Source organism: Candidatus Magnetominusculus xianensis (assembly GCA_001541255.1).
GTDB classification, from domain to species: domain Bacteria; phylum Nitrospirota; class Thermodesulfovibrionia; order Thermodesulfovibrionales; family Magnetobacteriaceae; genus Magnetominusculus; species Magnetominusculus xianensis.
The window spans coordinates 1-19655 of sequence record LNQR01000060.1 but is presented as its reverse complement, the minus strand read 5'-3'; the positions used below and the strand labels follow the sequence as shown (position 1 = coordinate 19655).

The window sequence follows — 19655 nt, the reverse complement described above, 5'->3', positions numbered from 1 at the left end:
CATTACCGCTATTTCCCTTTACTTTTTACCTGATTATATTGTTATAATATAATCAGGTAGTGCAACGGAAGACGGCCACAGGGGGCAGTTGCAAGAGGCAGCCACAGGGAGAGTCACGCTATGTTTTGCTGGATGGCTATTGAGAAAATAGAACATGATATTGAGGAGATAGGTCTTCCGAGGCCTGGATATTCGCGATACCTCGAGTATTTCCCGATTTACAGGCTAAAAGTAGATATCGATTACATCAACGATTATCTAGGCATCTCCATTACTGATCTGATTATTCGGGAAAACATCATTAATCCTTTCAAGCGTGAACTGCTTGAACACCTTGAGGGTATTCACAAGTTGATAAACAAGCTTGGTCATAACCGTTTTACATATAATTTGCACATGCTCGTAAATTCCCTTGACGTTAAGATTTATGAGTATTATCACCCGTTCAGGAATGGAGCTTTTGGCTACAGAAGCAGCTCCTCTACCCTGGCATATGGACTTAAGGAGAGACGCCTGCCTGCCTTCATGAAATAGAGAGAGCACGCCAAATTTTACATAAGCTGTAAAAACGTTTTTTCACCGAGGCGGACTAATGGCATAATCGCACAAATAAGTGTTATAATCAATTCCATGTACAGTGAGAAGAGTTTATAGCATGTCCGCAAAGGGTAATTATTCACATTCGTTACTTCCACTGTTAGAGTTTTTCGTCGATTTGCACAATCCCCCGGCGGTCTTGATAAAAGACGTACTGCTTGTCGTCAGCGCTGATAAAGAAATCGTCAGGCTCATCACTGACACAATGTCAGAGACTGGGTGCGAAACTCACCATGCCGGAAATACGGCTGATGGCTTAACCTTATATCACAAAATAAAACCACCCGTAGTTATTGCCGATACACAATCGGTTGGTCTATCATTTATTGAGGAGCTGAATATCTCCGCCCTCGATAACACATCAATCGCCGCGCTTGCCGACCGGGCCCCAATTAATGAGATGGAGAAATATTTTGACGCCGGAGTAAGCACGTTTTTATGGAAACCGCTTAACCGCACCGAGCTAAAGGGGGCACTTAGTTATTCACTCCGCCAAAGCCGCCTGCTTAAAGAGCGCGAGAATGTGTTTCGCGTCATGGCTAACTCCATAACCGACGCATTCGTAATAGTCGATGAGAAATTTAATATCCTGTTCTGGAACAAGGAGGCTGAAAAGATATTCCTGTTTAAGGCAGCCGACGTAATAGGACAGAGCCTGCTGACCACAATTATCTCAGAACAATACCATCACACACTGTCAAAGTATATAGGTCATATAACAAAAAATATAGACTACCTGAGCAACAGGAATATCTATGCCATGGCCCACGATAAAAACCAGAGAGAGATATTCTGCAAAATCAAAATGATGCCGTTAGAAATCAGAAGCTCTGTTTTAGCGGTGATAGCCTTCAAAGACGCTACAGACTTGCAGGCCAGGCAGGAGCTGATTATGCTGAAAGGCTTAATCGACAATCTGCAAATCGGCTTTGTCATAGGTGACCCCGAAGGGACTATTATCTATGCTAATTCATTCGTAAACAAGATTCTGTGTCTCGGCAAAGCCCCGATTTCAGGCAGGAATGCCAGAGATCTCTTTCCCATACTGTCAGATTTGTACACACCAGAAAATCTTGTCAGACTGGAGAAATACTCGACCGACTACACTATCAAATTCAACGCTGACGACATACTATATATCCGCCTGAAATGTGATACGGTATTAAATAGCAGCGGCAGCATCTCAGCCGTTTTCATCACATGCGAGGATATGTCAGAATGTGTTGAACTGAAAAACGAGGACAACTCCCCGGAAGATGCTGCCCTTAAGCATACCAAAGAACTGACAGAAAAATATGAAAAGCTTCAGATGGAACTCTCCAGACGCAATATAATAGAAGACCGCATGGGGACAACCGTAAAGGACCTCAACATGCTGCTTAAAGAGGTTCACCACAGGGTGAAAAACAATCTCCAGATTATATCAAGCCTCATCAGCCTTCAATCGGAGGCCATTACAGACGAATACCTGCTTACAATTTTTAAAGACACGCAAACCCGCATCAGGGCAATGGCCCTCATTCACGATAAGCTCTACAAGTCAACCAACATGTCTATGCTGAACTTCTCTGAGTACATACAAGACCTTATGGCCGAACTCTACGCAACCTATGAGCATTACATAAGCGGTGTGGCCCTAAAGGTTGACATTGACCCTGACCTGGACATAGACATAGACATAGCCATTCCCTGCGGCCTGATTATTAACGAGTTGATCACCAACTCAATTAAATATGCCTTCCCTGACCGACACGACGGTATAATCAAGGTAAGTTTTGACCGGCACGAAAATGGTAAGTATACATTCAGCGTGGGTGACAATGGTGTGGGCTGCCCCGCTGGTATAAATTTTAAAACAACTAAATCACTTGGACTTCAACTGGTTAACGATTTAATTACAAGAAAATTGAAAGGCACTATTGACATCGATGCTGAAAATGGTACAAAGTATTATATGGAATTTTATAGACCAAAATAATTAGCCTGAAATAATTAGGAGGAACTGTGGAGCCGTCAACAAATATGCTTGAAGGGGCAATGTCATCAGGAATAAGCATTCTCGTAGTCGAGGATGAGATAATCACAGCACGCGACATAGAAGCAAAACTGAAAAAACTTGGACACGCAGTTGTCGGCATCGCCTCAAGCGGCGAAGAGGCAATACAAAAAGCGGCAGAGCTGACCCCTGATATGATCCTTATGGACATCACATTAGAAGGAAAGATGGACGGCATCGAGGCCTCCATAGAAATAGATAAGCACCAGAATCTCCCTATAATATACCTCACCGCACACACAGATTTAATCACCCTGCATCGGGCAAAGGTTACTGAACCGCACGGCTACATCGTTAAACCCTTCACGCAGAGGGACTTGATTATTACAATCAGCATGGCGCTGTATAAGCACAGAATGGAGATGAAGCTAAAGATAATGAATCAGATGCTCAGTCTGTTTTTACAGCCTATATCGTTAGAGAAGAAATTGCAGCAGGCGCTTGAGATGATAGTGTCAATTCCCCGCATGTTTTTACAGACGAGGGGCAGCATATACCTCATAGACAGTGACCCCAATACGCTTGTGCTGAAGGCATCCCTGAGCAGCTCAGAATGTCCTGCAGTTGCGGTAGGGCAGTGCCTGTGCGGGCTTGCGGCCTCAAGCCGTGGGGTAGTATTTGCCGATAAGATAGACAAGCGCCATACTCTTCAGCAGGATGGTCTGCCGCATGGACACTACTGCGTACCGATTCTTGCTGGCAACGATCTCATTGGCGTACTTAATATCTATGTAAAAGAGGGTCATAAGCAGGACACATCGGAGGAGAATATCCTGACAGCCTATGCTAATGTCATAGCTAATGCCCTGCACAGCTCAAGATAACTGAACACTGGCAATGCTTAGGGGAGTAGGAGTCTCATAAGAGAAACATCTTGAAGAATGAGGGCTCTGCCCTCAAACTCCCGGCAGGGAACTTGTCCCCTGCACCCCATTTTAATGCCAGATACCGTCGATTGCGCTTCCGCATTTTGGGCACTTACAGTCTTTTATCAGATTTGTTCTGACAGAAAATCCATATCTTTCTATCAACAGCGCCCTGCACGACGGGCAGTATGTGTTCTCACCGCTTGAGCCAGGCACGTTGCCCTCATAGACATACTTCAAACCTGCCTCAGTTCCGATTCTATATGCCCTCTTAAGAGTAGCAGACGGTGTGACCGGCCTGTCAGGAATTTTATAGGTTGGACGAAAACTTGTTACATGCCAGGGGATTGCCTGATCAACAGATTTGATAAACCCGGCTATATCCTTCAGTGTTTCGTCTGAGTCATTAAGCCCGGGGATTATCAGGGTCGTTACCTCAACCCACACTCCACGCTCTTTCATCAGCATAATAGTATCTTTGACCGGTTTTACACGTCCGCCGCAGACCTGTTTATAAAATTCGTCGTTCCCTTTTAAGTCTATGTTATCTGCGTCAAGATATGGGATTATCAGCCTGGCACTCTCAGTGGTCATGTAGCCGTTGCTGACAAATACATTTTTTATGCGTTTTTCCCTTGCCATGATTGCGCACTCCAGGGCATACTCCATATATATTGTCGGCTCAGTGTATGTGTAAGATATACTTTTACAACCGCCGTTTATCGCCCCCTGCACTACATTCGCTGGTACAATCATGTCCCCTGTGATTTCAGCATGTTCCTTCGGATACTGGGAGATTGATGAGTTCTGGCAGTGGAGGCATGTGAAATTACACCCCATAGAGGCGATAGACAGGGAATACGACCCGGGAAGAAAATGAAACAACGGCTTCTTCTCTATCGGGTCAATATGCGACGCGCAGAGCTGCCCATAATTCAGTGAATAGAGTGTGCCGCCCCTGTTTTCCCTCACCGCACACTGCCCGCACATGCCATCTGAAATCCTGCACCTGTGGGCACACATCTTACACAACACTGTGCTGCTGTCCAGGATTTTATCATAGAGCAGCGCTTCTTTCATGTATTACTTAACATTCTCTTTTTTATCTTTTCGCTCTCTTTTTTGTCATTCCATTCCCTTTTTTGTCATTCCAGCAAAAGCTGGAATCCAGGAACCCGGACTGAAGGCATAGGTAATCTTTCAAATGCGTATGCCCTGTTAACTTAGGTTTTTGTTTCATGTAACAACCCATTTATCGCCTCAGCCAATTCATCTGGATTCACAGGTTTATCCAAAAATAAATCCGGCAGGGATAAATATGGCTTGATATTTGCCTCTTTGTCTTTGAACTGTTTCAGCATCTGCTCTCTTTCAAACAACAGTATCTTCCGATACGAGGCAAAGCGCAGGAATAGCTTATCTATCCTGCTGTCAACGTTATCGAGAAGCCGCTCCATCTCTGCGATAATTTCTTTGTTGTCTATCTCCTTACGCGCCTGCTCTATAAAGCTCAGTGCAGAACTAAGTATTATGACCGGAATATTGCGCGTGGACTTATTGCCCCTCAGGTCCTGTAAGGCGCTTATGCCGTTTTTCTTTGGCATCATAATGTCTAAAACGATAATGTCGGGGTTTTCCTCTTTTGCCTTATTAACCCCTTCCTCACCATTTTCTGCCGTAAGCACGACATAGCCCTTTTGCTCCATAGTTATTTTTAGAAACTGCCTTGCCGCCTCATCGTCGTCAACTACCAGTATGCGTTTAGTCATCGTGGGTCTCCTTAGATATATTTTAGTCTATGCCGCTGGTTTTTGGGGAAGCGCAATTGTAAACTTCGTCCCTCTGCCATACTCTGTATCAATGTCAAGCCTTCCACCGTGTTCTTCTATAATTTTCTTTGTTATGGGCAGCCCTAGTCCGTTACCTTTAGAGTGCTTAGTAGTATAAAATAGTTTAAAAATATTTTTCACGTCCTCCGGCTTTATTCCGCTGCCGTTGTCCTCCACTTCCAGATTGATGTAACCACCTTTTGCCAAGTACGTTTTAATGGTCACCCTGCCGCTGTCACCACTATTATATACTTTATCCCTGCACGCGTCCACTGCGTTACAGATCAGGTTCATCAGGGCAGTGTGAACCGCCTTGTAATCACACATCGCCTCGGGCAGGGAATCCGCCATATCAGCAGCAATTTCAATATCGTTCATTACAGAGCATGTTTGAGTATTCATACAGCCGTCGAGAATTTCACTTATGATAGAGTTAAGGGAATGTGCCTCTATCTTAAGGCTGTTATAGCGTGATAAATCAAGCAGGCCGCAGGTGAGGTCTTCCATGCGCGAGATGCCGATTTTCGCTACATCCCAGCCCTTTTTTATCAGGTCGAGGTTGTCGTCTTTGAGGGCGGATTCGATTATATATTTACCACCTTTGAGGGCATTGAGAATGTTCTTTGCGCCGTGAATTATCTGTGATATAGCCAGACCTATGGCCGCCTGTTGGGCCTGTTCAGCCATTTTTCTCTCAGCCTCTATGCGCATTTTAAATTCAGTTTTCAGCGCGCGGTTGGCAGTTTCCAGATCAATAATGTCCCTGTATGAACGCAGGCACGTGATGATTGCCGAGTAGAGTTTTTGTATCGTAAGGTCGCTCTTTTCCAGGAATCCGTTGATGTCGTAATCGACGATAACTGATTTCTCAGGCGCAATGCCGGGCTGCCCTGTCCTTAATAATATCCTGACAAAACGGTTTTGCAGTTCTTCGCGGACATATTTTGCAAAATTCAATCCCGCCAAATCGTCCTCCATCACAACGTCAAGGAGAATAACTGCCGTGTCACCATGTTCTTGCAGCAGCTTCCTTGCCTCGGCAGCCGAGGACGCAAACAGGAGCATCAGGGCCTTGCCCTGAAAGCTGAACTCTGCCAAAGATGACCGCGTTGCCCTGTGTACCTCTATATCGTCATCAACGATTAGGATTTTCCATAAGGCGGCCTCAGCCTCAGGCTGCTGCTCGTCCTCTTCGTAAAACGAATAACTCTCTTCCCTGTCTTCCATAACTACTATTCTCCGTTAATACTCTCCGGCTTTAGGCCAGCTTCGGGCTTCATTACAGTTCTCTTGGTATTGTAATTATAAAACTAGTCCCCTCACCCTCAACGCTCTCACAGTGGACGTCGCCCTTTAAGGTCTTTTGCACGATGTTAAAGACAATATTCAGTCCTAGTCCACTGTTGCCTCCCTTACGGTTTGTCGTAAAAAATGGGTCAAATATCCTGGAGATAGCAGCGTTTGATATACCTTTGCCGTTATCTTTGAATGTAATGATAATATTTTTTTGGGTTTCTCTGACGTTTATATCTATGTGGCCGTTAAACTCTTTATCGAAGGCATGGGTTATAGCATTCATGACGAGATTTGTGATTATCTGGGCAAATGCCCCGGGATAGCTGTCCAGTTCCATGTCCTCGCCGCAGCTTACATGGACTTCATGCGATGTCTTTTTGATTGTCGGCTTCAGACTCATAATAATATCTTCGATGTATTCCTTCAGCCTGAATCTGCGCCGCTGCTGGCTTGTCTGGTCGCCTGAGACCATCTTAAAGCTCTTGACCAGGGTGGATGATCTGATGAGATTTTTCAATATGATGTCGCTGTCTTCTGTAGCCGTGGAGAAATAACCGGCGAGTTTAGACTTTGACAGTTTGTTTTGATCAAATAATTCGGTAATCTCCCTGGTTCTCTCTACGAGATGCGAGGCCGACATGACGCTGTTGCCGATGGGGGTGTTTATCTCGTGGGCAATGCCAGAGACAAGCTGCCCGAGGGCTGCCAGTTTTTCTGATTGAATTATTTTTTCCTGGCTGAATCTCAGATTTTCGTTAGTGCGCTTCAACTCCCCGAGGAGCTGTGCCTGTTGTTCCTCTGCCTGTTTTCTCAGCGATGTGTCGTTAAATACGACAACCGCCCCAAGCAAACGGTGTTTCTCGTCAAAAATTGGCGTAGAGACATACTCTACGGGGAAACTCGTGCCGTCCTTTCTCCAAAACACCTCTCCATCGACACGGTAGACCTGTCCCTCGAAAAAGGCCTTATATATGTTGCACTTGTCTATGTAACAGGCTATGTCGTTCGTATTGGGATGGTGAATTACATCGTGCTGTTTCTTTCCAAGCAGCTCTTCAGGGTCCCATCCTATCATTTTTGCTGCCGCGGGATTTACAAAAGAAATAAGGCCGTTTCTGTCAAGCCCAAAGATACCCTCCCCTGCCGAGTTAAGGATCAGCTCCTGCTGACGTTTTAGTTTCTCAAGGGCCTCCTCTGTGCTTCTTCTGGCAATAATACCGGCAAGGGTATTTGAGACCGCAACTAAGAACTCCTCTTCCATTTCGTTTTTCTTGTGTCCTTCTTTGAGATACAGATTAATTACCCCAAGCAGCTTGCCTGTAAGTATGATTGGGATGCAAAAATGTCCGTGCTGAGTCATCTTCTCAAACGTAATATCGTGGCGGTCATCGATACAGTCTGAAAAGACGATATTGCGGCTGGCTGCGGCCTTCCCGCAAAGACACGTGCCAAAGGGCACCCTGCTGCAAGCCTCAAGCAGCTCAGGGGAAAACCCCTTATGAACCTTCAGCTCCAGCACATCCTCTGTCTCTTCCACAAGAAAGATAGAGCCTTTGGACTCCAGCTTTAACCACGGCAGCGTGATAATCTTATCCAGAACCCTCTTCATCTGCTCTGTGAGCGAAAGAGGCTCAAGCGATATGCCAAGAATCGTGTTTAACACGCTTTGAATGAGGTATTGGTGTTCGAGTTCTTTTTCTGTCTTACTGTTGTACAGGGCGATTTTTATAACGGCATAGAGTTCGCTTTCGTTAAACGGCTTTAGTATATAGCCATAGGGGTTGGTCTTCTCGACACGCTTTAAGATACTGTAATCGATATACGCAGTAAGATAAATAATCGGAATCTTATATTTGTCCTTTATCAGCTTTGAGGTCTCAATACCGTCAATACCGCCGCGCAGGTTAATATCCATCAGGACAAGATCAGGCATAGCCTCTTCTATCTTATTAAGGGCATCCTCTCCAGTGCCTACAGTCCCGCATACCTTATAACCCCACCCCTGAAGGAGTTTTTTTATCTCCAGTGATACAACAACCTCGTCATCAACGATGAGAATACTTTTCTTACCCATGAACTCCTTCACAGTATCAGCGTTATTGTTCCATTTTACACAACACCAATTTACACAACAGCAAGCTATTCTATCATAAAAACGACGATTTCATAAATCAACAATTGGGCTGTGTACATTAAAAAATTAGCCTTGTCCTGAAATCCGACGCAAGTGTGTGTGACAGGGACTTCACGGCGTTTGTAATTGTCTAATCAGCAATGCTATAATAGCCATCTATAGAACAAATAGAATAACCGGCGAGGTTAAATTGACTAAAGCAATTCCGTTCAAAGGTTTACTGTATGACCCTGAAAAGGTCTTTATGTACGATGTTACAGCGCCGCCCTATGACATTATAACCGGTGATATGCTGCAAAGACTCTATGAGCGCGGCCCATATAACATAGCCCGGGTGGACTGCGGCATGGAGACTTCCCCTGATGGCGGTAATCTGACAAAATACCTGCTGGCCTCTGAAAGTCTGCGAAAATGGATAGAAGAGGGCATTATCAAGTTCGGCGACAGACCGGCCTACTATCTCTATGAAACGGTATACACCGCCGACAACAAGAAAAAGACGATGTACGGTATATTTGCCGCCGTTAAACTGGCCGAACCCGGCAAGGGCATCTACCCGCATGAGATGACCCATTCCAAGCCAAAAGAGGACAGGTTTAATCTGCTTCGCATATGCAGGGCAAACACAAGCCCGATATTTTCCATCTATGACAACCCTGATTTGAAGACAACCGAGGTTCTCAGAAGCGTTCTTAACGAACGGCCATATATCGAATTCACCGACGATGACTCTGTCGCCCATAAATGCTGGATAGTCAGCGACTCCAAACATATCGAGACAATCCAGGACGGTCTCACAGGAAGAGATATATTTATAGCAGACGGTCATCACAGATATGAAACTGCCCTTAAATATCAGAAGCTTATGAAAGAAGGCTCCGGAGATTCCGATGCCGCATATAATTATGTGTTGATGCTGCTTGTAAACGTTGCAGACGCTGGGATAACGATTAAACCTACGCACAGGCTTTTGTCAAATCTACCGGCAAACGCCCTGGAACTATTACAAGAACAGTTCGATGTAACAAGTCTTCCCCCAGGGACAGACATAATCGGGGCAATAGCAAACAAGCAGCACACATTTGGAATGCTCCTAAAAGGCGGTAAATTTTACACGCTTCATTATAAAGGAGAAATACCGCCCGGCGTGTTAGCGATAGATGTGATTATATTGCATGAAATAATTTTCAAAAAGTTGTATAATGTCACTGAATTCGGGTACGAGATGGATGTGGCAAAAACGATTGCAAAGGTTGAGAGTGGTCAGGAAGGGAAACAGTATGAGGCAGCATTTTTCCTCAACCCCACGCGCGTCGAGGACATAGAACTTGTTGCAAGGGCAGGCCTGAGAATGCCGCCAAAGTCAACATATTTTTACCCGAAGATACCAACTGGTATTGTTATTAATTATTTCGATAAGTAGCAGCAGAAATAAAGCAGTAAAACGTCAGGAGGCTTTGTCTCCGAATAATTATCTGAAGAGCGCAGGGGCCAGATTTTTTAGTGCAGCGAGGCGTAGGCTCACTGAGCAATGGAGGAGGTTTTAAAATGGCTGTAAAAATTGGTGTAAACGGGTTTGGAAGGATTGGCAGGAACTACTTTAGGGCGTGTATGGAATCTAATGAGATCGAAATCGTAGCAATAAACGACATCACAGACGCAAAGACCCTGGCCCATTTGTTGAAATATGACTCAGTGGTTGGCAATCTCAAAGCAGATGTAACCGCAAAAGATGACGCACTCGTCGTAAATGGCAAGACTATAAAAATAACGGCGGAAAGAGACCCGGCGAATCTCCCCTGGAAGGCGATGGGTGTTGAAATAGCCGTTGAGTCAACCGGTCTGTTCACAAAGAGAGATGCAGCATCCAAGCATCTGACGGCAGGCGCTGGCTGGGTGCTAATTTCAGCCCCCGCAAGCGATGAAGACATCACCGTATGTATGGGCGTAAACAATGAGCTGCTCGACCCGGCAAAGCACAAGATAATCTCCAATGCCTCATGTACGACAAACTGTTTATCGCCAATTTCCAAGGTAATACATAAGGAATTCGGCATAGTAAAGGGCCTTATGACTACCGTACACTCATACACCAACGACCAGAGGCTTCTCGACCTGGCACATAAAGACCTGAGAAGGGCAAGGGCGGCGGCACTGTCCATAATCCCCTCAAGCACCGGCGCAGCTAAGGCAATCGGCCTCGTACTTCCGGAGTTAAAGGGCAAGTTAGACGGTTTCTCGATGAGAGTACCAACCCCCAACGTATCGGTTGTCGATCTTACAGTAGAGCTTAGTAAGGAGGCTTCGGCGGCAGACATTAACAGTGCAATTAAGGCAGCGGCTGAGGGCCCGATGAAAGGAGTACTCCAGTACTGTGATGAGCCGCTTGTATCGTCAGATTTCAAGGGCAATCCACACTCGTCCATATTTGACCCGGCCCTGACAAAGGTAATAGGCAATATGGCAAAAGTAATCTCCTGGTATGACAATGAATGGGGTTATAGCTGCCGCTTAAAAGACCTTACACTCTATGTAATTTCAAAGAGATAAGGGAGGACAGCGATGGGTCTTAATAAGATAGTAATGACAGACCTTGACTTAAAAGGTAAGCGCGTTTTCATACGTGTGGACTTCAATGTCCCGTTTGACGATGCAGGCAATATATCAGACGACAACAGGATTCGCATGGCTCTGCCGACGATTCAAGCGGCTGTTTCAGGCGGGGCGCGTGTAATACTTGCCTCCCATCTGGGCAGGCCGAAGGGGAAACCAAACCCGAAGTTCAGCCTTGCCCCTGTGGCAAAGCGGCTTGAAGAACTGCTGAAACAAAAGGTGACCTTTACTTCAGACTGCATCGGCCCGGACGTAGAAAATACGGTTAATGCCATGAAGGACGGCGATGTCACCCTCCTCGAAAACGTCAGATTTTACGCTGAAGAGGAGAAAAACGACGCAGGGTTCTCGGAGAAACTCTCCAAGCTTGCCGATGTCTACGTAAATGACGCCTTTGGCACTGCTCACAGGGCACATGCTACGACCGAAGGTATCACAAAATTCGTAAAAACGGCGGCAGCCGGGCTTCTGATGAAAAAAGAGCTTGATTACCTGATTGAATCCATAGACAATCCAGTGCGGCCGTTTGTAGCGATAGTAGGCGGCGCGAAGGTGTCAGGTAAGATAGGGGTTCTTGAGAATCTGGCCGGCAAGGTCAATAAGGTTATCATTGGCGGCGGCATGGCCAATACATTTTTCAAGGCACAGGGTCACGAGATAGGAGATTCCCTGTGTGAGGCTGAAATGCTTGACACGGCCAACTCAATAATGGAAAAGATGAAGGCCAACAATGTTGACTTCCTGCTGCCGGTAGACTGTATAATCGCCCAGTCAACTGAGCCGGGTTCAGAGACCAGGGCAGTATCTGTAGAGAATGTCCCTGCGGGCTGGAAGATACTGGACGTAGGGCCTGAGTCGTCTAAGATATTTGCTCAGGCAGTAGCAGACGCCAAGACCATAGTGTGGAACGGTCCGATGGGCTTGTTCGAGATAGAGGCGTTTTCCTCTGGCACGTATGATCTTGCAAAGGCAGTTGCGGCCTCAAGCGGGACGAGTATCATAGGAGGCGGGGACTCTGTTCTGGCCGTCAAGAGGGCTGGGGTAGCCGATAAGGTCTCGTTCATCTCAACGGGAGGCGGCGCGTCATTAGAGCTTCTCGAGGGGAAGGTACTGCCCGGCGTAGCGGCGCTCTCAGAGAAAAAGTAGACTAAGCATACATATATTAAGGGGCCTGAAACGAATTCAATTCGCTTCAGGCCTTTTTTTATGTGATAATAGAAAGTTATACTACTCAACAATGTACTTTAATTCTCCGGCCTATATGTGTTACTATGATAGTGGACATAGTTTAAGAACTGAAAATTAACGACAGGGAGGCGTTGAGATGGAGGCATTTGCCGTAACCGACACAGTATTGCAGTTGGTAACATTCACGCTGGGGACAGAGGAGTACGCTGTTGACATATTAAGGGTGCAGGAGATAAACCGGATGACCGAGATAACGATGGTGCCGAACGCGCCACCGTTTGTTGAGGGGGTGGTAAATCTAAGGGGAAAGGTAATCCCTGTAGTGAGCCTGAGAAGGAAATTCGACATAGAAGACAAGCCAAGTGATGAGAGTTCACGGGTAATGATAGTTGATTTACAGGGGGTAACAATCGGTCTGATAGTGGATTCAGTCTCTGAGGTGCTGCGCGTACCGTCTGACATAGTAGAGCCAACGCCCCCGATGGGGACAAACATAAACACGGAGTTCATATACGGCATAGCCAAGCTAAACGACAGGCTGATAATCCTGCTCGACATAGACAAAATGCTTGAAAGGACATCCGTCGGTTCGTTGTTTTAGAATATGATGATACGCTCACCAAAAGATATAAGGGAAGCTGCGAAGCAGCTTGATTTCAAGATACCCTTAGAAGAAGGCAACCCCTGTTACGTCGATACTGAAAAAGGCAGAGGCGGGGTCTTTTATAATCAGTTATATAAGAAGATGGGCTTCGATATTTCAACCCTTCCCAACGTTTCACTTCCAGAAAGCGGGCATACTTTATTTTGCGGACATGTAGGGTGTGGAAAGAGTACTGTATTGAGAAGACAAAAGACAGAGCTCAATAAACGGGGATTATTTTATGTAGTGTTTATTGATGTACTGGAAACGCTGGATATAAATAGTCTCCAGTATCCTGATTTGTTGATGGCCCTTGCCAATAATTTGTTACAGCAACTGAAGGAAGATAAAATTAAAATAGATTCGGGTAGTATGGAGAAACTGCAATCGTGGTTTAACGAAAAAATAGTAACAAGCGAAAAGATAAAGAGTTTCGCGTCTGAAACGAAAACAGGGATTAAAGCAGAGGCGGGGATTCCATTACTAACGAAGTTATTTGGAAAAATAACTAATTCATTTAAAATAGGCACGACTGATAAAGAAGAATTAAGGCAGGTGATTAAACATCACTTCAGTGAATTTGCTGAGGCATTTCACGAATTTATAGCAGCCGTGGAAAATGAAATCGTCAAAAAAAACCTGGGGCAGAAGGTTCTATTTATAGTTGACGGGACAGATAAACTGTCGAAAGATGACAGCAGGAGGTTTTTTATAGAGGACGCCAACCAGGTAAAAAGCGTAAAAGCTAATTTTTTGTATAGCGCCCCTATTCATCTTTTCTATTCTGAGAATCAGGTGCGGCAGGGGTTTGACCATTTTATGCTGCCCATGATAAAGATTGCAGACAAAGACGGGGCAAAAAACAAAGATGGTTATGAAATAATGAGGAAGATAGTTTTACTAAGGGCAGATATAAGTCTTTTTGACAATCCAGGTACTTTTGAAAACCCCGGGACTATTGATAGGATAATCGAATATTCTGGTGGTTCACCCAGAGAGTTAATCCGTATATTAAAAAGTGCTTATTCATATGCAGCAGATAAATTCACTGAGGAGTCCATAAGAAAAGGCATCAACAGCCTTGCGATGGATTATAAAAGAATGCTTTTCCCTAAAGGACCAAGATATTATAAATTGCTGCACAATATGGATATTGGAAAAGATGCTGGAGAGGATTCTGATATTATTGAAGACCTCCTTTTTAATCTGGCGATGTTCGAATATACTGATGACAATTTTGATTTATTTTGGAGAACGAACCCCATAATTAGGCTTTTGGATGATTATAAAACGGCTTTGAGTTCTGAATAAGAGTATTTTATGTTATTACATCAAACTGTTGATACACATGAATTAACGGCTGGTCACAAGGAGGAGCTGCGGCGAGCCGATAGGCTGTTGCAGCTTGGCGGTGGTTTTCAGCTTATCATCGCTGAGTTTAACGACCCGCTGTTCAGGAAGAAAATAATCAAAGAAATCAGCACCTTTGGTGTAAAGTCCGTTGTTCTTGAAGTAAGCCGAAAGAAGTTCCCCAAATTTAGTGACTTTGAAGGAAAGATTGCAAAATTAAGCGATAAATATAATGTTATACACGTCATAGACCTTGACACATGGTTAAAGATGGACGAAGGCGATAGAATGGTGCTTGGATTTAACTATCACAGAGAGAGCATAGCGCGTGACTGTAAGGCATCGCTTTTTTTGTGGATGACTGAGCTTGGCATATATTCATTTATGACGACCATCCCGGATATGTGGTCATGGAGGTCTGCCGTATTGTCCTTTTTAATAGAAAAAGAAAAGACGCCAACAAGCCTTCTCACCGATAAAGGATATAATTATCTAAAGGCAATGCCACTCAAACGAAGACTTGCCCGTATCAAAGAGATTGAGGAATACCTGAAGGTACCGCCGCCTGATCTGTCAGGAAAACTCCTATCAATGTTATACAAAGAACTTGGAAGTTTATACATATATATGGGCTCTAAAGAAGGACTGGAAAAGGGAATGGATTATTATGAAAGAGCGCTTAAAATTGATATAGATTTGTACGGGGAAGAACATCAGTCAGTTGCAGAAGATTATAGCAATATGGGTTTAGCGCTGAATAGTATGGGATTACATAGAAAGTCGTTGGAATATTTGGAGAAGGCACTGAGTATCTATTTAATAGTACATGGAGAGAATCATCAGGATGTTGCAAATAACTATAACGATATAGGTGAGACATGGTATCGTTTAGGGGAATCTGAGAAGGCACTGGATTATTTTGAAAAGGCATTGGATTTCAATTTAAGAGTACTGAATAATCAAGAAGCCGCAAAAAATTATAACAATATAGGCGGTGTCTGGAATAGTTTGGGAAAAATAGAGAAGGCTCTGGATTATTTCGAGAAGGCATTGAACATTAATTTAAAGGTATATGGAAAAAATCATCCTGTTGTTGCAAAAAACTATAATAATATAGGTTTTTCATGGGATATTTTGGGCTATTCTAGGAAAGCATTGGATTATTTAGAGATGTCACTAAAAATTAAAATAAACATTTACGGAGAGAACCATCCGGAAGTTGCAAACAGCTATAACAACATAGGGGCAACATGGGATAGTATAGGAGAATCAAGTATGGCTCTGAAATATTACGAGAAGGCATTGGAAATATATTTAAACGTATATGGAGAGAATCATACAGATGTTGCAATGGATTATAACAATATAGGTTCAGTATGGAATAGTTTAGGAGAATCAAAAAAGGCTCTGAAATATTATGATAAGGCTTTGGAAATCTATTTAAAAATATATGGAGAAAATCACCCAGATATTGCAAGAAATTATAACAATATAGGTTCAGCGTGGGATCGATTAGGACAAACGAAGAAAGCGCAGTTATATTTGGAGAAGGCACTAGAAATAAGCCGTAGATTTTATAGAGATAATCATCCTGATGTAATTTTATATAAGAATAGCCTTGCTTCATTGCAGAAACTAAAATCAGGTTAATGGATTGCCTCATCGACATTTATAACTCTGCCGTTGGTTCGTGTTCTGCTTATAACCGTGTTTTAAATTATGTCGATTACGTCAGGCGGGTTTATGTTGATGGGGGATTTTCAAGGCTTTTTATTACGGGGTTTGGGAAGGGGGCTTATGGGATGGCGCTGGCTGCTGCTCAACACCTTGATGATATTATTATCAGCGGTGTTGTCGTTACTAAGTATGGTCATAGTGAAACTAATATTGCCGGGAAAATAAAAATTCTTGAGGCCGGGCACCCCGTCCCTGATGAAAACGGCATCAGTAGTACCGCTGAAATCATTGAACTTGTTAAAGGTGCATCGGCAGATACGCTTATTCTGTGCCTGATTTCAGGCGGTGGTTCGGCGCTCTTTGTCGCCCCGGCAGACGGGATAACCCTTGCTGAGAAACAATCTGTTACTGAGGCGCTGCTTAAGTCTGGCTGCGATATTAATGAACTAAACGCTGTTAGAAAATGCCTCTCCAGGGTAAAAGGCGGTGGGTTTGCCGCCCTGCCCTATCCGGCGAAGGTTTTGTCTTTAATCATCTCTGACGTGCTTGGTAATCGCCTTGATGTCATCGCCTCCGGCCCGACGATAGAAAGTACTAAGGCCAGCCGTGAGGCCATTGATGTACTAAAAACATACGGGCTGATTGATAAGTTACCACCGAATATTATTAACGTTATCAACAAGGACATACAACATCGGCCAATTAACGCTGAAAATATTATCATCGCTGACCTCGGGCAGGCCCTCACTGCGGCACGGGCACGGGCGCAGGAGCTGGGGTTTGAGGCCGAAATTATCACAGATAAACTCGCAGGTGACGTAAAAGATGCGGTTAAGTGGCTGTCAAAACACATTACGCCGAATAAAAAATTATTAATCTCTGGCGGCGAAACTACCGTTACTGTTACGGGTGCTGGCATAGGAGGCAGGAACATGGAACTCGCCCTCAGATTCGCCCTTGAAATCGAAGGAAGCTCTGGCATTACCATGTTGAGCGCAGGGACGGACGGCACAGACGGCCCAACTGACGCAGCAGGAGCAATTGTCGATGGCAACACAATAGCAAGAGGCCGTACTGTTGGTCTCGATGCACAAGACTATTTAATTAATAATAACTCATACACATACTTCAAACACGTCGGCGGGCTGTTTAAACCCGGCCCAACGGGTACTAATGTGATGGATATTCAGTTGATGTTATTCAGTTGAGTGTATTTTGTTACCCTGTTACGGCCTTGTTTTTTGGAGTTATACAGGGCAATGTCCACCTCGTGCAGCATTTGCAGGTAGTCTCTCAGGTCGGCTCGATACTCCACTACGCCCATGCTTAGTGTTGCCTTTATCGTGTAGTCACCTGATGAGATTGTCATTTGCTCAACGCCTTCTCTAATCTGCTCTGCAATGACTGCAGCGGTTTCCTCGTTTGTCTCTGTTAATATTATGATAAATTCCTCGCCGCCATATCTTCCCAACGAGTCCACTGCATTTCGCAGCAGCCCGCCAACTTTTTTAGAGACAGTTTTCAATACATCGTCACCAGCCAGATGCCCATACGTATCGTTCACCTTTTTGAAGTGATCCAGGTCGAACATTAGCATGGAAAACACATTCCCATTCATTTTTGATTTGTTAAACTCTGCCTCAAGCTGTTTTTCTATGTAACCCCTGTTGTAGACAGAGGTCAGGGCGTCATAGTTAGTCATAAGCTGAAGGGCCTTGTTAGCGTCTATTACCTCTTCCACTATCTTTTGTGATTCGGCGGCCTCGGTCATGTCCTGTATTGTCATGCAGATTAAGGTCGTCTTGCCATCGGTGTCCAATATTGGGATAAATGTGCAATCCTGATACATATATTCGCCCCCGCCCGTTATTTGGCGGTTATGCTGAAATCTGAACAGATATGGCCTTTGCTTCCACGAGACAAACGAATAACTCTTCAGTATTCGAAGGCTCTGGAATTTCAGTTCAAGCCAGTTCCTTGACAAATATGGAAATATGTCAAATAAGTCCTTCCCCACTGCGTCTTCAGCGCCGATGCCGCTGTGTTTGGACATAAAACTATTCCACACCACTACGCGGGATGACAGGTCAAGCACCACAACACCGACGCTCAAGCTGTCAACTATGGTCTTACTGAAATAATCTCCTATATTTTGCACCGTTGTCTCCATAATCGTCACATCTCAGAAAGCATCGTCTGAAGCGCTCTCTGCACTGATTCAATTGACCTTTCAGATATAAATATTACTAAATCGCTCTTAAAGCGCTGGTCTTTCAGGTTGAACGCTATCATTACCATTAACGTATAGTCCCACTTTAACTGGGTTCGTTGAAACGTGCTGTAGACAAATTTTGTTAAATTAACCCTATCGGCCTGCACCACTGGGGGGGTAAACGACATATCCTTATTAAACAGTTGATTAGCTATCCCGTTCAGACATGCCCCTGCTATGATGTTCGTCAGCTCAAGCATTATTTCTATTTCCTGTGAATGGTCGGCAACGTTATCAATGCCAAAAACACCGGCTGCGGTTTGTATTGCCTGGTCGTTAAATATTACAATGGCCTCGCCATCAATCCTAGCCCCTGGCACATCATATGACTGCCTCAGTGCTGTTACTAAATCAGATTGAGAAAAAACGGTATCTTTTAAAATCTTGTCGGCGACTTTCTCAGCCTCAAGTATCCCGATGTTGGGGACAGCTAAATCGACAAAAGAACTCAGCAGCCTTGCAAGTCTGTCTCCTGCCTGCCCTAATGCAAGATTAAAGGTCTCTCTTAATAAGTCCTGTTCGTCTTCAGAAAGGCTAATCTTTAACATTATAACCGCTCTCTTCAAGGAGCTTAAGCATTTGTTCCCTGTTAAAAGGCTTTTTCAAATAGCCGATAGCCCCTGAGGCCTTTACCATTTCTTCGACGCCGGGCTGGATATCAGCGCTGAGTACAATTGCCTTTACTGTATTTCCACTTTTTTTGAGACACTCCAGCGCCTCATAACCGGTCATCACGGGCATCGTCAGGTCTATCACTACAAGGTCAAATTTGTTGGCAGTGCAGAAGTCATATGCCTCCTTGCCATTTGACCCTTCTGTTATTGCAATATCTTCATAATTCAATATGGACAGCATCTCCTTCCTGACATATCGTCTGGCCACATTGGAATCGTCAACTAATAGTAACGAAAATGCCATAGTAATCCCTCGCTGGATATAAATTGTCTGACGGTGTATAGTTTATCACATAACGATTGCCTATTGCAATCTCATATTCAGGGTTGCAGGGCAATTGCATTAGAAACTTACACCCGCTAATCCCTCTCCTGGATTCCCGTTTTCCAGACTGTGTCATAATAGCACCCCCCTTTCTTTTGAGGGGTGGGCGTAGCGGCTAGGCAGCTGGGGTATTTT

The 19655-nt window shown here is 44.5% G+C and carries 17 protein-coding genes; 10 read left to right on the top strand and 7 right to left on the bottom strand.

Annotated features, from left to right (window positions below; all coding sequences use genetic code 11):
- The first annotated feature begins 120 nt into the window (after positions 1–120).
- The 3 genes from ASN18_RS08450 to ASN18_RS08440 all read left to right on the top strand — a co-directional run bounded on the left by ASN18_RS08450 (position 121) and on the right by ASN18_RS08440 (position 3477).
- The gene (locus tag ASN18_RS08450; RefSeq protein WP_157072893.1) at positions 121–534 is read left to right on the top strand and encodes a hypothetical protein; all 414 of its coding nucleotides are present in this window, start codon (positions 121–123) and stop codon (positions 532–534) included.
- A 121-nt stretch (positions 535–655) separates the two neighbouring features.
- On the top strand, positions 656–2575 hold the full coding sequence (locus ASN18_RS08445) for a histidine kinase dimerization/phosphoacceptor domain -containing protein (RefSeq protein WP_085052307.1): 1920 nt from the start codon (positions 656–658) through the stop codon (positions 2573–2575).
- Between the two features lie 26 nt (positions 2576–2601).
- Positions 2602–3477 (top strand): response regulator, encoded by an 876-nt coding sequence (locus tag ASN18_RS08440; RefSeq protein ID WP_085052306.1) that lies wholly within the window; start codon positions 2602–2604, stop codon positions 3475–3477.
- A gap of 111 nt (positions 3478–3588) precedes the next feature.
- On the opposite strand, the gene amrS is transcribed toward ASN18_RS08440, so the two are convergent.
- From amrS to ASN18_RS08420, 4 genes are all read right to left on the bottom strand, one after another.
- Complete coding sequence (gene amrS, locus ASN18_RS08435) at positions 3589–4599, bottom strand: AmmeMemoRadiSam system radical SAM enzyme (protein ID WP_085052305.1); 1011 nt, start codon at positions 4597–4599, stop codon at positions 3589–3591.
- 143 nt (positions 4600–4742) lie between these two features.
- Positions 4743–5288, bottom strand: coding sequence for a response regulator (locus tag ASN18_RS08430; RefSeq protein WP_085052304.1), 546 nt, complete (start codon positions 5286–5288; stop codon positions 4743–4745).
- 27 nt (positions 5289–5315) lie between these two features.
- Positions 5316–6575 (bottom strand): sensor histidine kinase, encoded by a 1260-nt coding sequence (locus tag ASN18_RS08425; RefSeq protein WP_085052303.1) that lies wholly within the window; start codon positions 6573–6575, stop codon positions 5316–5318.
- A 52-nt stretch (positions 6576–6627) separates the two neighbouring features.
- Positions 6628–8718, bottom strand: coding sequence for an ATP-binding protein (locus ASN18_RS08420; RefSeq protein WP_085052302.1), 2091 nt, complete (start codon positions 8716–8718; stop codon positions 6628–6630).
- A gap of 250 nt (positions 8719–8968) precedes the next feature.
- Between ASN18_RS08420 and ASN18_RS08415 the strand changes: the two genes are divergently transcribed.
- The 7 genes from ASN18_RS08415 to ASN18_RS08385 all read left to right on the top strand — a co-directional run bounded on the left by ASN18_RS08415 (position 8969) and on the right by ASN18_RS08385 (position 17457).
- Positions 8969–10201 carry a DUF1015 domain-containing protein gene (locus tag ASN18_RS08415; protein WP_085052301.1) on the top strand — a complete coding sequence of 411 codons (1233 nt, stop codon included), beginning with the start codon at positions 8969–8971 and terminating at the stop codon, positions 10199–10201.
- 125 nt (positions 10202–10326) lie between these two features.
- Positions 10327–11328 (top strand): type I glyceraldehyde-3-phosphate dehydrogenase, encoded by a 1002-nt coding sequence (gene gap / locus ASN18_RS08410; RefSeq protein WP_085052300.1) that lies wholly within the window; start codon positions 10327–10329, stop codon positions 11326–11328.
- A gap of 12 nt (positions 11329–11340) precedes the next feature.
- A complete protein-coding gene (locus ASN18_RS08405; RefSeq protein ID WP_085052299.1) occupies positions 11341–12537 on the top strand; it encodes a phosphoglycerate kinase in 1197 nt (398 codons plus the stop codon).
- A gap of 178 nt (positions 12538–12715) precedes the next feature.
- Positions 12716–13180: a chemotaxis protein CheW gene (locus ASN18_RS08400; protein ID WP_085052298.1), complete on the top strand. Its 465-nt coding sequence runs from the start codon at positions 12716–12718 to the stop codon at positions 13178–13180.
- A gap of 3 nt (positions 13181–13183) precedes the next feature.
- Positions 13184–14533: a hypothetical protein gene (locus ASN18_RS08395; RefSeq protein WP_085052297.1), complete on the top strand. Its 1350-nt coding sequence runs from the start codon at positions 13184–13186 to the stop codon at positions 14531–14533.
- Between the two features lie 9 nt (positions 14534–14542).
- Entirely contained in the window at positions 14543–16222 is a 1680-nt protein-coding gene (locus tag ASN18_RS08390) for a tetratricopeptide repeat protein (protein WP_085052296.1), read from the top strand.
- Positions 16222–17457, top strand: coding sequence for a glycerate kinase type-2 family protein (locus ASN18_RS08385; RefSeq protein ID WP_085052295.1), 1236 nt, complete (start codon positions 16222–16224; stop codon positions 17455–17457). Before ASN18_RS08390 ends, ASN18_RS08385 begins: the two co-directional genes overlap by 1 nt.
- Here ASN18_RS08385 and ASN18_RS08380 read toward each other — a convergent pair.
- The 3 genes from ASN18_RS08380 to ASN18_RS08370 are packed head-to-tail and all read right to left on the bottom strand — an operon-like array spanning position 17436 to position 19439.
- The gene (locus tag ASN18_RS08380; RefSeq protein WP_085052294.1) at positions 17436–18419 is read right to left on the bottom strand and encodes a diguanylate cyclase; all 984 of its coding nucleotides are present in this window, start codon (positions 18417–18419) and stop codon (positions 17436–17438) included. The genes ASN18_RS08385 and ASN18_RS08380 overlap by 22 nt on opposite strands.
- A 5-nt stretch (positions 18420–18424) precedes the next feature.
- Positions 18425–19069, bottom strand: a complete 645-nt coding sequence (locus ASN18_RS08375) for a hypothetical protein (protein WP_085052293.1) — start codon at positions 19067–19069, stop codon at positions 18425–18427.
- A complete protein-coding gene (locus tag ASN18_RS08370) occupies positions 19056–19439 on the bottom strand; it encodes a response regulator (RefSeq protein WP_085052292.1) in 384 nt (127 codons plus the stop codon). The genes ASN18_RS08375 and ASN18_RS08370 overlap by 14 nt, the downstream gene beginning before the upstream one ends.
- Positions 19440–19655: the final 216 nt, after the last annotated feature.

What these genes read in the sequence shown, in the direction of transcription:
- ASN18_RS08450 (WP_157072893.1), top strand. Translation starts at nt 121, where the DNA reads ATGTTTTGCTGGATGGCTATTGAGAAAATAGAACATGATATTGAGGAG.
- ASN18_RS08445 (WP_085052307.1), top strand. Translation starts at nt 656, where the DNA reads ATGTCCGCAAAGGGTAATTATTCACATTCGTTACTTCCACTGTTAGAG.
- amrS (WP_085052305.1), bottom strand. Translation starts at nt 4,599, where the DNA reads ATGAAAGAAGCGCTGCTCTATGATAAAATCCTGGACAGCAGCACAGTG.
- ASN18_RS08430 (WP_085052304.1), bottom strand. Translation starts at nt 5,288, where the DNA reads ATGACTAAACGCATACTGGTAGTTGACGACGATGAGGCGGCAAGGCAG.
- ASN18_RS08425 (WP_085052303.1), bottom strand. Translation starts at nt 6,575, where the DNA reads ATGGAAGACAGGGAAGAGAGTTATTCGTTTTACGAAGAGGACGAGCAG.
- ASN18_RS08420 (WP_085052302.1), bottom strand. Translation starts at nt 8,718, where the DNA reads ATGGGTAAGAAAAGTATTCTCATCGTTGATGACGAGGTTGTTGTATCA.
- gap (WP_085052300.1), top strand. Translation starts at nt 10,327, where the DNA reads ATGGCTGTAAAAATTGGTGTAAACGGGTTTGGAAGGATTGGCAGGAAC.
- ASN18_RS08405 (WP_085052299.1), top strand. Translation starts at nt 11,341, where the DNA reads ATGGGTCTTAATAAGATAGTAATGACAGACCTTGACTTAAAAGGTAAG.
- ASN18_RS08400 (WP_085052298.1), top strand. Translation starts at nt 12,716, where the DNA reads ATGGAGGCATTTGCCGTAACCGACACAGTATTGCAGTTGGTAACATTC.
- ASN18_RS08395 (WP_085052297.1), top strand. Translation starts at nt 13,184, where the DNA reads ATGATGATACGCTCACCAAAAGATATAAGGGAAGCTGCGAAGCAGCTT.
- ASN18_RS08390 (WP_085052296.1), top strand. Translation starts at nt 14,543, where the DNA reads ATGTTATTACATCAAACTGTTGATACACATGAATTAACGGCTGGTCAC.
- ASN18_RS08385 (WP_085052295.1), top strand. Translation starts at nt 16,222, where the DNA reads ATGGATTGCCTCATCGACATTTATAACTCTGCCGTTGGTTCGTGTTCT.
- ASN18_RS08380 (WP_085052294.1), bottom strand. Translation starts at nt 18,419, where the DNA reads ATGGAGACAACGGTGCAAAATATAGGAGATTATTTCAGTAAGACCATA.
- ASN18_RS08375 (WP_085052293.1), bottom strand. Translation starts at nt 19,069, where the DNA reads ATGTTAAAGATTAGCCTTTCTGAAGACGAACAGGACTTATTAAGAGAG.
- ASN18_RS08370 (WP_085052292.1), bottom strand. Translation starts at nt 19,439, where the DNA reads ATGGCATTTTCGTTACTATTAGTTGACGATTCCAATGTGGCCAGACGA.